This window comes from Methylovorus menthalis (assembly GCF_020523625.1).
GTDB lineage: Bacteria > Pseudomonadota > Gammaproteobacteria > Burkholderiales > Methylophilaceae > Methylovorus > Methylovorus menthalis.
Window position 1 is genome coordinate 377207 of the sequence record NZ_JAJAQH010000006.1, and the last position, 12715, is coordinate 389921.

The 12715-nt window shown below is 54.1% G+C and carries 14 protein-coding genes; 10 read left to right on the plus strand and 4 right to left on the minus strand.

Going from position 1 to position 12715, the window contains the following annotated elements:
* Positions 1–75 precede the first annotated feature (75 nt).
* Positions 76–879 (plus strand): hypothetical protein, encoded by an 804-nt coding sequence (locus LG204_RS07625; RefSeq protein ID WP_230336704.1) that lies wholly within the window; start codon positions 76–78, stop codon positions 877–879.
* Positions 869–1423 (plus strand): TetR/AcrR family transcriptional regulator, encoded by a 555-nt coding sequence (locus tag LG204_RS07630; protein WP_230336705.1) that lies wholly within the window; start codon positions 869–871, stop codon positions 1421–1423. The genes LG204_RS07625 and LG204_RS07630 overlap by 11 nt, the downstream gene beginning before the upstream one ends.
* A 41-nt stretch (positions 1424–1464) precedes the next feature.
* On the opposite strand, the gene LG204_RS07635 is transcribed toward LG204_RS07630, so the two are convergent.
* A complete protein-coding gene (locus LG204_RS07635) occupies positions 1465–1965 on the minus strand; it encodes an SRPBCC family protein (protein ID WP_230336706.1) in 501 nt (166 codons plus the stop codon).
* Positions 1966–2512: 547 nt separating this feature from the next.
* A complete protein-coding gene (locus tag LG204_RS07640; protein WP_230336707.1) occupies positions 2513–3238 on the minus strand; it encodes a class II aldolase/adducin family protein in 726 nt (241 codons plus the stop codon).
* Positions 3239–3730: 492 nt separating this feature from the next.
* Between LG204_RS07640 and LG204_RS07645 the strand changes: the two genes are divergently transcribed.
* Entirely contained in the window at positions 3731–5266 is a 1536-nt protein-coding gene (locus tag LG204_RS07645) for a SulP family inorganic anion transporter (RefSeq protein ID WP_268868024.1), read from the plus strand.
* A 60-nt stretch (positions 5267–5326) separates the two neighbouring features.
* Here LG204_RS07645 and LG204_RS07650 read toward each other — a convergent pair whose 3' ends face one another.
* Entirely contained in the window at positions 5327–5923 is a 597-nt protein-coding gene (locus tag LG204_RS07650) for a PEP-CTERM sorting domain-containing protein (RefSeq protein WP_230336708.1), read from the minus strand.
* Between the two features lie 336 nt (positions 5924–6259).
* Positions 6260–7519, minus strand: a complete 1260-nt coding sequence (locus LG204_RS07655) for an NRAMP family divalent metal transporter (protein ID WP_230336709.1) — start codon at positions 7517–7519, stop codon at positions 6260–6262.
* A gap of 340 nt (positions 7520–7859) precedes the next feature.
* Here LG204_RS07655 and LG204_RS07660 point away from each other — a divergent pair, with 340 nt between their 5' ends.
* From LG204_RS07660 to LG204_RS07690, 7 genes are read left to right on the plus strand one after another with little or no spacing between them, the layout of a single operon-like run.
* Positions 7860–8489: a paraquat-inducible protein A gene (locus tag LG204_RS07660; protein WP_230336710.1), complete on the plus strand. Its 630-nt coding sequence runs from the start codon at positions 7860–7862 to the stop codon at positions 8487–8489.
* The gene (locus LG204_RS07665; protein WP_230336711.1) at positions 8486–9184 is read left to right on the plus strand and encodes a paraquat-inducible protein A; all 699 of its coding nucleotides are present in this window, start codon (positions 8486–8488) and stop codon (positions 9182–9184) included. The genes LG204_RS07660 and LG204_RS07665 overlap by 4 nt, the downstream gene beginning before the upstream one ends.
* Entirely contained in the window at positions 9181–10884 is a 1704-nt protein-coding gene (locus LG204_RS07670) for a PqiB family protein (protein WP_230336712.1), read from the plus strand. The genes LG204_RS07665 and LG204_RS07670 overlap by 4 nt, the downstream gene beginning before the upstream one ends.
* Positions 10881–11495, plus strand: a complete 615-nt coding sequence (locus LG204_RS07675; protein ID WP_230336713.1) for a PqiC family protein — start codon at positions 10881–10883, stop codon at positions 11493–11495. The genes LG204_RS07670 and LG204_RS07675 overlap by 4 nt, the downstream gene beginning before the upstream one ends.
* An 11-nt stretch (positions 11496–11506) precedes the next feature.
* Positions 11507–11944 carry a GNAT family N-acetyltransferase gene (locus LG204_RS07680; protein ID WP_230336714.1) on the plus strand — a complete coding sequence of 146 codons (438 nt, stop codon included), beginning with the start codon at positions 11507–11509 and terminating at the stop codon, positions 11942–11944.
* Positions 11920–12108 (plus strand): hypothetical protein, encoded by a 189-nt coding sequence (locus tag LG204_RS07685; protein WP_230336715.1) that lies wholly within the window; start codon positions 11920–11922, stop codon positions 12106–12108. The genes LG204_RS07680 and LG204_RS07685 overlap by 25 nt, the downstream gene beginning before the upstream one ends.
* Before the next feature lie 12 nt (positions 12109–12120).
* Positions 12121–12672 (plus strand): NADPH-dependent FMN reductase, encoded by a 552-nt coding sequence (locus tag LG204_RS07690; RefSeq protein ID WP_230336716.1) that lies wholly within the window; start codon positions 12121–12123, stop codon positions 12670–12672.
* The last annotated feature ends 43 nt before the right edge of the window (positions 12673–12715 follow it).

Consider the following 12715-nt stretch of genomic DNA (forward strand, 5'->3'; position numbering starts at 1 on the left):
TGGCAATACGTTTTCAAACTACATAAGCCCTTCATATTATTTGAATTACCATACTAAACAGTTTAGTATTTGCACATGGAAATACTAAACAGTTCATGGTTGCTCCGCATGCTGGAGAATGGTGGGAAAAAGCCTTCAGACAAGCTTCTTTCGCTATTTCCCTGTTTGGAAACATGGCTGGGCGCTCCGGGGATTAGAGAGCGCTTTATCTCCGAGTTTGAAGCGAAGCATATGCTTAACCAGCATTGTCCTGCGCTCGCCGCCAGACTCACGGAACTTGCGACGGAAGCCAAGGTATCGAAGCCGGATGTTTTTGTGGCGCAGGTGCTTATTCTTCTGCAAGGTGCGCTTACGGAGGAGGTTCGCAATCCTGGGTCAGGCGCACTGAACGCAGCCAGAATCGCAGCAAAAGCGATACTTGAAGATGCTATCCAGCCACCCCGATTGAAATCGAAATGGGCTTACGCGAGTGGGGCTGCAGTGGCATCCCTATGCATCGCCATGGGTGGTTATCTTGTCGGTTCGCAGATTGCGGTTGAGGCATCAGCGGATGCTTATCAGGCAGCGTATAACAGGGCTCTGCTGGAGAGCTCTCCCATTAACCCTGAATTGATCGATAAAGTGATGGCACTTCAGGCTGAAATCAATTCAGGTCATTGTCCCGCTCCGCAGTTGTTCGCTATGCCACAGGATCAGGCGGCTGCGTATATGGATGCCATTACGTATCGCACATCGCGGCATCCTTTGCAGGATAGTGAAAGGCTGACGAAATTTTTAGTTTGGTATAAACAGAATCGGGAATGGGAGTGTTACTTCCCGCCATCGAATGGCCACACGGCTGTCTCATGGGTTCCTACAGGAAGAAAATATGGCTACTAAGATGCGTGAATATATTCTTGAGGTCGCCTCCGATCTCTTTCTGACGCAAGGAATTAACGCGACCAGTGTCGATGCGATTGTGGCAAAAGCCGATATCGCGAAAGTCACTTTATACAAGTATTTCAAATCCAAGGAACAGCTCATTCTTGAGTATCTCAAGGATTATGACGATAAGCTATGGAGTATCCTGGCCAAGGGCGATCAGCATGCGGATGCAGAGACACTGTTGTCCAATCTGGTTGCCAATCTTCTGGATTTGATAGGGAGCCCGGACTTTAAGGGATTTGCGTTTATCAACGCCAGTGTTGAGTTTCCTCAAAGCGATAGCGCAGTACACCAGACCTCGCTGGAGTTTTCGCGTAATTTGAGAAACCAGCTTGCCAAGTTGGCGCATGCCGCTGGTAAAAAGAATGCCGATGTTCTGGCCTTGCAACTGCAGATGGTGATCGAAGGGGCTTCGGTCAGTAACGAGGTGCAGATCAAGTCTGAGGCTATCAAGCATGCCAAAGACATGGCCAAGGTATTGATTGAGTCTGCAAAATAAATAGACAGCGCCTCAACAACTTGAGGCGCCATCCTTCGCGATTACTTGGTTTCGCTAATCTTCTTCAGATTGTCCAAACCACCTTTGTAAACACCCGTAATAGTCTTGACGGCATCTGCGTTACTTGCCCCTGCGGCATTGAATGTTCCGCTCCAGGTGACCTTGGTCTTGTTCGCCCCCGCTGAATGCACAGTGTAGGTTGAGTGATAGTCGCTCACCGGGAGAACGCCCTCAAGGATGGTGTAAGAGTATGTATGCTTCTTTGTATCATAGGCTTCCAGCTTTTCCTTTAGCTTGCCGCCATCCGGCAAGGTGATGACGCGTACCGCGCCAACCTGATTGTTTGTACCTTCTACAATCTCCGTTTTCGTTGCGGCAGGATGCCACGCGCCCAGATCACCAAAGTTACTCGATTTTGCCCAAACATCATCTGCTTTTGCATTGATCTCGATAGATTGTTCCGCCTTCAGGCTGCCACCCGCAAAAGCGACCCCTGAAGAGATGCCAGCCAATACGAGACCTACTAATGCTGCTTGCTTCATCTTATTCTCCTGTAGTTGATTTTTAATGGTAAAAAACATACTAGTTAGTATGCTTGATAGCATACTAACTAGTATGTTTTGTCTTTGCAACTGCCTCGCTATTGGTCGTGCATAAATGACTGCAAAATTGTATGGGGCCGAAAATAATCAGCGCGTGCTTCACCTTGCAAGCTTCCTGGCCGGGTATCTTTCAGCTTCCGTAAGTCTTTTTTACTGGAGTAACCAACTGCAGGAGTTGATGGTGCGGCTGAAGCGAAGCTGGTAGAAGCGGTAGATACATTAACCCACGGGAAAACCGTCGTATTAGTAACGCATAGTTTTCCCTCGTTAATGCGGATGGATCGGATTGTCGTCCTGGTGCGTGGAAAAAATCGTCGCTTCCGGACCGCCAGAGCGGCTGTTGCAGCAACTCAACAGTCAATAAATCACGTTAACCAGCACGCCTGATGTTCCCGAAATGATTCCCGCGCTCGCAGGCGGGGCGCGTGGGTATGTCAGCCTGTGCTCATGACGCTTATATCCGTCAGGCCATATGCGGCCATTGCGCTCATATATCGTTGCTGCTGTTCAAGCCTGGATTAAACGTCTCTTCCTGCTCGGTTTTTTCAATATCGACATGTTGGTGGTTGCCATGCTCCCTGTCTTCCAATCCTGCAATGACATGGTGTTTAGGAAGATTGCCGCTGGCCAGCACGATCTGGCAGATATGCTCCAGTCGCTCGATGTGCTCGAACGCCCCCCATGGGTCGCGGGCCAGGGCAATCACACCATGCCTGTCCAAACCCACGATATCGGCTGAGACGTGGCCATCCGGCTGTAAGTCCAGTGCCTGACAGGTGGCGATGGCCAGTTCCAGGCTGATGGCGGGCACATTCGGGACATTGGGGGCCACCCGCGTGTAGCGATGTATTTCGGGAAAATCCAGCGATAGCGCTTGCAGATCAAGCCCGGCGTACATGGCGGCGATGGTGTAGGTTGGGTGGACATGGATGATCGCCCGGGTATCTGGAATTTCTCTCAGTAGCCTTCTGTGCAGCTCGATTTCGCCGCTGGGTTTGCCGCCATCCTCTGGGTTGAGGCGTACCAGCGAATGGTCGGGCTGAAACTCAAGCTTGATCAGGCTTTCCGCTTCAAGCCGGTGTTTTTTGGAGCCCGATGGTGTGACGTAAATCCAGTTCTCGTTTTTGCGGCGAACAGAGCCATTACCATCCCGTGTAGATATCCACCCGCGGTTGTAACATTCCTTCAACACATCACATATGGCAGTAATCATGGGCTTATCCGGTAAATTCATTGGACTGATAGGCGAAGGCGAGTTCAGTTTTATTTTTAAGCATGTGGATAGGGTTTTATTTTCTAATGGGTACAGGGGGAATTTTTCGGATTGTGGTGAAATCTCCGAGTAGGCATTGCGTAGGAATGCATCCATAAAACCGCAAGTGCATGAGCAATGCGCGTAAAAATTACGGCAGCCCCCTTGGGAGCTGCCGTTTAGCTAATGTCCATTTTGAGATTTAACTCTATGTGAGCTTGAACTCTTGGAATCAGCGATTAGAGGATAACCAGCTTGTGATCATGCTGTTACCGGAAATTTTCTTATTCTCGCGTAGGACATTTTTGTTATTTCTCGGGCCATGTGAGGCTGTCTGCAGTCGATTTTTGATGACTGGCAAATACAGCATCGTAATCCATATAAAATACGGTATTCCACCTCTTGCCCATCTGTACTCAGGCGAAAAATCAACATTGAATCAGGAGCATTGTATTGTCCATCGCCCGCCCAAGCGCGCTGCATCTTCAGCAAGTGCGAATCAATCTGCTTAGTGGCCTGACTGTCGCGCTTGCCATGGTGCCCGAGGCCATCGCCTTTGCCTTGATAGCCCATGTCTCGCCGCTCACCGGCCTGTATGCGGCGGTTATCGTTTCCTTTATTACCTCTGCCTTTGGCGGCAGGCCAGGCATGATCTCAGGCGCGGCGGGGGCCATCGCCGTGGTCATGACCGCGCTGGTGGTGCAGCATGGCGTGGAGTACCTGTTTGCTACCATTATCCTGATGGGTGTGCTGCAGATATGTTTTGCGCTGGCCCGGCTGGGCAAGTTTATCCGCATGGTGCCGCACCCTGTGATGCTGGGGTTTGTGAATGGCCTCGCCATCGTCATTTTCATTGCCCAGCTTGCCCACTTCAAAACGGTGGCGCCGGATGGCACTGTGAGCTGGATGAGTGGGGCGCCCTTATACCTGATGGCAGGTCTGATCGTCGTGACCATGGCCATCATCTATCTGCTGCCCAGACTCAGCAGGGCGATTCCTTCCACGCTGGCGGCAATCATGCTGGTGTCGGTCAGCGTGGCGCTGCTGGGGCTGGATACGAAGACCGTGGGTGACCTGGGGTCGATTGCCGGGGGGGTGCCGGATTTTCATCTGCCGCAGGTGCCGCTGACCCTTGAGACATTCACGATTATTTTCCCCTATGCCCTGATATTGGCCGCTATTGGCCTGATTGAAACCCTGCTGACGCTCAACCTGATCGATGCCATGACCAATACACGTGGCCGCCCCAATCGCGAGTCGCTGGCGCGAGGCATGGCCAACTTTGTTACCGGGCTGTTTGGCGGTATGGGCGGCTGCGCCATGATCGGTCAGAGCATGATCAATGTGAATAATGGCGCCACCAAGCGGCTTTCTGGCATCGCCACTTCACTGTTTCTGCTGTCCTTCATCCTGTTTGCTTCACGCTGGATCGAGATGATCCCGCTTGCCGCCCTGATCGGCGTCATGTTTGTCGTGGCGGAGAAAACATTCGAGTGGGGCAGCTTCAGGCTATTTGGCAAAGTGCCGAAAGCCGATGTGTTTGTCGGCTTACTGGTGGCAAGTGTTACGGTGATTGCCGACCTGGCGATTGCGGTGATCATTGGCGTGATTGTGTCCGCCTTGGTATTTGCATGGGAACAAGCCAAGCGCATCAGTGTACAGGCATCCCAGTCTCAAGACGGTACCAAGCTGTATGAATTGCATGGCAGCCTGTTTTTTGCCTCTATTGCTGCGTTTCAGAATTTGTTTTCGGTGCAGGATGATCCGCAAAACGTGGTGATTGATTTTAAACATGCGAGAGTGGTGGATCATTCGGCACTTGCCGCGATTGACGCACTGGCGGAGCGTTATCAATCTGCCGGCAAAACGCTGCAGCTGCGCCATTTAAGCCAGGATTGCATGGAGTTGCTGGATAAGGCCAAAGGTCTGGTCGAGGTCAATGTGCTGGAAGACCCGCAATACCGCGTGGCGGACGACAAGCTTGGCTAGATCGCCGGGAGGAAGCTCTTCAGCCTGTCACGGCCGAAGAGCTGAAGAGTTTTAAAGTGGTTAACTGAACATTCTGCTGCTGCGGCGACGCGATACCATGCCGATCAGGCCCAAGCCGGATAACAGCATCAGCGTGGTGCCAACTTCAGGGACCGCGGAGACGACCTTGATATTATCCAGCTGATAAAGTTTGCCCGTCGTCTGGGTAATGGTGAGTGACAGCAGATTGGTAAACCCAGTCACGGCAAATGACTGAAAGCCATACAGCTGATCAAGCGTCAGTAACTGACTGATACTGCCGCCAGCCGCGAAGAAGCCCACGATTTTGACTTGGGTAGATGGTAAACCGCCCCACTCGGCCAGATCAAGGGATAGCAGATCGAAGGTACTGCCAGCATTATTTGTCAGTGTTGTGCTCTGCTGATAGGAGGTGGTTTTGACCAGTGCGGTGCTTTGCGTATAGTAAGTGTGCAAGGTGCCCAGCGTCTGCAGATCAGGGCTGGATGCGTTGTCTACCAGCGTGTATCCATCTTCCGTATAACTTGCCCCTTGTGAATGGACGGCACTGTCAGCGACAGCCAGCGACTCAAAGTCGATGGTGGTGGCTTGCGCGTTCAGGCTGCATAGCAAAGCGAGTGCTGCGATCGTAAACTTCATGGTAAACCCCCTTGTTGTATGGTGTTGCCGAATGGTGTTGTTTTTTATTCCAATGTTAATGAAGCGTGCTACCGACCTCATTAAGCAAAGCGTGTGCCACTTGGTGATATTGACTTTTAGTTTATAAAAATCAGCCACTTGTTGTGATTCTTAGGAGGGGTGAACTTGCTGCAGAAGTATTGAAAGTGCGCATATAGGGCATGCTGCACCAGAAAGCCAATATTTATCAATAAGTTATGCTTAATGATGTGTCACGTTGCTATTAGCAGGGCTTATAGATGGGATGCGGGCAGTAAACGTGAACCGATACGCCAGAAACGAATTCATTAAGCGGCTTCACAACGTGATGAACATACCCACAACGGTAACGGCCATGGCGGCTGTGGCAGCCCATCCTAACCAGCGTAGTCGGGGGCTGATAACATGAGGCCCCATGATGTTGCCCCGGGATGCCAACAGCATCATGACCACCATAATGGGGACAGAAATCACGCCATTGATGACTGCGGCCCAGAACAATTCCTTGACGGGGTCCATGGGCGTAAAGCAGAAAATCACACCGCCTATGGTGGCGGCGGCAATCACGCCGTAAAAGCCACGACCCTCGTTACGGTCTAGCCGGGAATTCAGGCCTTCTTGCCATCCTGCCGCCTCTGCCACGGCATAGCCTGCTGACCCAGCGAGTATGGGAACCGCCAGCATGCCGGTGCCGATGATGCCCATGCTGAAAAGGATAAAAGTAAATTCCCCTGCGAGTGGTCGCAAGGCCTCTGCCGCTTGTGCTGACGTCTGGATGTCGGTGATTCCCGCTGCATTCAGCGTCGCTGCTGTGCTCAGGATAATGAAAAACGCAATCAGATTGGAAAAGCTCATGCCGATGATGGTGTCGAGCTTGATGTGTCGCAACTTGCGACGTACCTCTTGTGAGGTGGGAGTGGGAAGGCCAGCGGTATCTTCCATTTCCTGGGCGGCCTGCCAGAAAAAAAGATAAGGGCTGATAGTGGTACCGAACACTGCCACGATCATCAGCAGCATGTCATGGTTGATGCTAATGCCCGGATGGAGAACTTTCCGCACGACCATCCACCAGTCCAGGTGCAGGGTGAATACCACCGCCACATACGACAACAGGGCCAGTGTCAGCCATTTCAGCCAGCGCACATAGGTGCGATAAGGCAGAAACACCTGCAGCAACAGGCAAATGATTCCAAACGCCACGGCATAGAGGTGAGATGAGCCACCCACCAGCAAGCGCAATGCCTCTGCCATGGCGGCAATATCGGCGGCTACGTTAAGCGTATTGGCGATCAGCAGCATGCTGACGACGGTGAGCAACACCCAGCGTGGAAAGCTGGTTTTGATATTGGCTGCCAGGCCTTGCCGGGTGACATAGCCAATGCGCGCACTCACCATCTGAATCGCGACCATCAGCGGCAAGGTAAAGATCATGGTCCAGAGCATCGAGTAGCCAAACTGCGCGCCCGCCTGGGAGTATGTTGCAATGCCGCTGGGGTCATCATCCGCCGCCCCCGTTACTAGGCCGGGACCCAGCTCTCCCAAGCCGCGTCGCAAACTGAATTTTTTGATCATGTGCATGTGGAGCGGCTCCTGATAGATAGCGCTTGATAGCCTGGCAAATTTAAAAAGGCGACATGTAACGGCGGTTATTTGCCGCAGTGAGGCGCCTGGATTAAACAGGTTTAAGGATGAGATACTGGTACATATCCCTTTGCAATGTTACTAGACAAGGGGCATCTGCTTGCCATGTTTTTAATCGGCGCCCGGCGCCAACTGGTAATCTGGCAATATCCTCCGTATCCGTCAGATTGCATCCTCACTCCTGGATGCCGTGTTGCCCAATTAAATAATTGCCGATTTAGAGTGATCACTCTAGAATGGTTGCTCGCATGAGCGAATTTAAACAAAACCTTTGACCATGAAAACCTTCCCCCATCTGGTGGCCTGCGAGCATTGCGACAGCGTGTATGAGCGTACTCCGCTCGCGCTCGGGCAATTGGCGCGGTGTGAGCGCTGCGACGCGATTCTCTATCGTGCCAGTCGGCTGGATGTTGATCGCTGGTTGGCGTTGACGGTCGCGGCGGCGATCGTGTTCGTGATGGCGAATGTGTGCCCGGTGATTTACATCAGCTTCAAGGGCCTCCATAACGAGGCCACGCTATGGGCATCGGCGGCAGCGCTGGCACATGGCCCGGCTGCCCCTATTGCGGTGCCAACGGCCATGTCCATCATCATCGTGCCGTTTTTGCAGATCAGCCTGCTGGGCTGGGTGCTGATGTATGCACGCTTTGGAAAACGTGCGCCGGGGTTTGAGCGGGCCATGCGCATGCTGGTGGCATTGCGGCCCTGGAGCATGGTCGAAGTATGCCTGCTGGGCATTTTGGTGGCAGTCATCAAGCTTTCCGGCTTTTTGCAGGTGGCGCCAGGCGCCGGTATCTGGGCAACCGCCTTGCTGATGATCTTGCTCACCCTGATCGCTAATCGCGATATTCATTGGCTGTGGGAAATCACTGAGCCTGCGAGATCAGCCGAAGAGGTGCAGGCATGACAGGTGCTGTGTCAGCGCGTCGCCTTGGTGTGGTGAGCTGCCACGCTTGCGGCCTGGTTTGCCAGGATACCTTGCCTCAAGAGATCACCCCGCAAGCGGCGCACGATCCGCATGTTCCGGGGTCAGATGCACCTGATAATGCGGATCGTGGGCGTAGCTATCATGTGGATTGTCCGCGTTGCGGCGCACCATTGCACCGGCGGCGCCCCAACAGCATTGCGCGGGCATGGGCTTTGCTGCTTGCCGGCCTGATTTTTTACATACCGGCCAATGTGCTGCCCGTCATGTACACCAGCCTGATGGGCAAGGGCAGTGAAAACACCATCATGCAAGGGGTCATCGAGTTCTGGAAATCCGGCTCTTATGGCATTGCCCTGGTGATTTTCATTGCCAGCGTGCTGGTGCCATGCACCAAGTTTCTGGTGCTGGGGGTGTTGTTTGTCACATCGCAACGCCGCAGTCGCTGGGCCATGAAAGAGCGCGCCAAACTGTACCGCATGGTGGAGTTGGTCGGCTACTGGTCCATGCTGGATGTGCTGGTGGTGGCGGTGGTAGCTGCCTTGGTGAAATTCCAGGGTCTGAGCGACATTGAGCCACGCATCGGTATTCTTTTCTTTGGCATGGTGGTGATCATGACCATGCTTTCTGCCATGAGTTTTGATCCGCGTTTGATATGGGATGGTGACACCGAATGAACGATACAACTGAAACACGCCCACAGCCCGGCAAACCGGCGATCCTCCGCCGCCGCTGGGGTATTTCGCTGATCTGGATAGTGCCATTGCTGGCAGCGGCCATCGGCATCTCCATGCTGGTGCATGCCTGGCTGTCGGAAGGCCCCGAGATCACCATTTTCTTTCGCACCGCCACCGGCCTGGAAGCCGGTAAAACCCCGGTCAAATACAAGGATGTGACCGTGGGTGCCGTCACTGCGATCACCCTGAGCAAAGATGGCTCACACGTGAAGGTCAAGGTGGCTCTGATGCAAAGTGCCAAAAGCCTGACCAGCAAGGATAGCCGCTTCTGGGTGGTGCGTCCGCGCATCGGTGCCAGTGGGATTTCCGGCGTCGATACCTTGCTGTCAGGTGCTTATATTGGCGTGGACAAAGGGCGGGCAGAAGACACCGCCAGCGAATTCACCGGACTGGAGATGCCGCCGCCCGTGGTGGGCGATATGCCGGGAAAATCCTTCATCTTGAAGAGCGAGGATCTGGGCTCGCTGGATATTGGCTCGCCGGTCTATTACCGCCGGATTCAGGTAGGGCGCGTGGCCTCGTATCAACTGGGCGAGAGCGGCCAGGACATCAAGCTGCAGATATTCATTGACGCGCCTTATGACCGCTTTGTCACCACCAATACCCGCTTCTGGAATGCGAGTGGTGTGGATGTTTCTCTGGGCGCCGATGGCCTCAAGCTCAAGACGCAATCCGTGGCAACCATTGTGGCCGGAGGCGTAGCCTTTGCCTCACCCATGGGCCGCCAGGCCAGCCCGGCGCCCAAGGATACCGAATTCACCCTGACCGCAGACCAGGGCACTGCGATGGCGCCGCCAGATGGTGAGGCGCAATACATCCAGCTCAAGTTCGAGCAATCGTTACGCGGACTTTCCGTCGGTGCTCCGGTGCAGTTTTCGGGGGTTGATCTGGGGCGGGTGGTGTCCATCAACCTGGATTACGACCCGGAAAAACATCGCTTCCCGACGGTGGTCGGGGTAGTGGTCTATCCCCAGCGCATGGGGCGCGTGCTTGAAAAACTGCCCAAGCTGGAGGGTGATAATGACAGGCAGGCGGCGCTGTTCATGCGCAGCATGGTCAAGCAAGGGCTGCGTGCCCAGGCGCGGCTGGGCAATATCCTGACTGGCCAGCTCTATATCGCCATGGATTTTGTCCGCAATGCGCCCAAGGTGGAGATGGATGTCAACGCCCGACCGATTACCATGCCGACCGTGAATGGTAGCTTTGATCGCATGCAGGAGCAGATTGCCAATATCGTCGCCAAAATCGAAAAGATGCCCCTGGATTCGATAGCCCGAAACCTGGATACAACGCTGGTCAGCCTCGACAAGACACTCACGCAGGTCAACAGTCAGGTATTGCCCCAGACGGCACAAACCCTGCAGCAAACCCAGCACACCATGCAAGAGGCTGACGAGACCATGCAGCAAGCCAGACAGACCTTTGGCAATGTCGATAGCCTGCTGGCGGAGGATGCGCCGCTGCAACAGAATCTGGGGCAGACCTTGCAAGAGGTGCAGCGTACCTCCCGCTCATTGCGTGTGCTGACCGATTTGCTGGGCCGTCATCCCGAATCCCTGCTGCGTGGGCGTCCGGAGGATGCGTCTACCGTTACCCTTAACCCCGCCGCGCCAACGACCAAAGAGGAGTCGACCAAATGATCCGCATCAACCGTGTTTACCTGGGATGTTGGTTCGTGCTCGCCATCAGCGGCTGCTCCTCCGTCTCAGCCCCTGTGCACTACCACACGTTGCTGGCCCCGGCAGCCCCCGCCGTGGAAAGCCAGCCGCAGGCACCGTTTCTGATCGAGGTGCTGCCAGTGGGCATTCCGCCACAGCTGGATCAATTGCAGCTGGTGGTCAGGCAGGGCACTAGCAATGTCGCTATCGTGGATGGCGAGCGCTGGGCCGGGCCGCTGGCAGATGAGTTCCGCAATGCCTTGTCTACGCAGTTGACGCAGCGTCTGCATACCCAGGATATTGCCGGTCTGGCCGTACCCAAGGATCAGCCTGTATTACGGATCAAGGTGCAGGTGCGTCGCCTGGATGGCTGGCTGGGCCAACGTGTGCAACTCGATGCCGACTGGAGCCTGGGCTTTGCCAAGCAGGCGGCTAATGCCCGTTTTATCTGCCGGGGGCAGTTTCAAGAGCAGGCCTCTGGCGGCTATGCCGAACTGGTGCAAGCGCAGCAGCGCAGCATTGCGGCTCTGGCCGCCCGTGTAGCCGAGCAGGCGCAAGCGTGGGCCGCCGCGCAGTCAGCATCTTGCCCTTAGCATTCTCGTCGATGGATACCCTGGTATTTCACACCATTGCGCATAACACGCCCGAGTACGTGGCCGCAGTCGCATTGCGTCATGCCATCCTCAGACAACCCCTCGGGCTGGCATTTTCAGCCCAGCAACTCGCGGCGGAAGCCGACTCCCAGCATATTGGTGCTTACCTTGAGCAAGCGCTGGTGGCCTGCCTGGTGCTTAAACCCATCAACCCACGCCAGGTACAAATGCGCCAAGTGGCGGTAGATGTTCAGTTGCAAGGCAAAGGTATAGGCCGTCGCCTGGTGACCCATGCCGAAATGGTCGCCCGGCAAATTGGCTATCAGGAAATGCACCTCCACGCCCGCGAAAGCGCCGTGATCTTTTATCAACGCCTGGGCTATGCCACGCATGGCGAGCCTTTTACTGAAATCGGCATTCCGCATTGCTTGATGATCAAGGGGCTTTAAATCAGGCAAATGTGTTTAAAGTGTTGCCGTGGCAACAGATGCCAAACAGAAAAAGTGCTGGTCCAGAAGCAGTTTTCGCTGCTTTTTTAGGTAAGATGCCGAACTTCCATGGTGATTTTTCAGGCATGATCCTTGCCATGTACTTGAGGTTAGTTAATTTATAAGTGGAAACAAACATGGCAAAAATTATTGGTGTCTCGGGCAGCATTACCAGTCCATCAAGAACCAAGGCATTGGTCGAAACCATCGTGACCAAGGCGACTCAGCGGCTGCATGCTTCAGGGGACGTGGTGGATATCGCGCAGCTGATTGATGTACTTGGTACCACCGTCAGCTTCAATGACTTTCCGGCGGCGATTCAGGCAGCCCACGACAAACTGCGCAACGCAGAGCTGATCGTGATTGCGAGCCCGGTATACAAGGCTTCCTACACTGGCTTGATGAAGCATTTCTTTGATCTGCTCGACCCCAAGGCTCTGAATGGCAAAGTGGCAATTCTCGCGGCAACGGGCGGCAGCGATCAGCATGCTTCCATTCTCGATTATCAGTTGCGTACCCTGGCAAGTTTCTTTGGTCTTTATACGGTGCCAACGGCCATCTATGCCAAGGATTCGGAATTCACCAACTACAAATTGACCAGCGAAGCCATTGAGCAGCGCATTGATGTGGCGCTTGAGCAGGCGGCGCTGTTGCTGAATCATTCTGCCCAGCGGGCGCTGGTGGCATAAAGCACGATCAGGCTAAGGCCTGCGGCAATATGCCACATTCCCA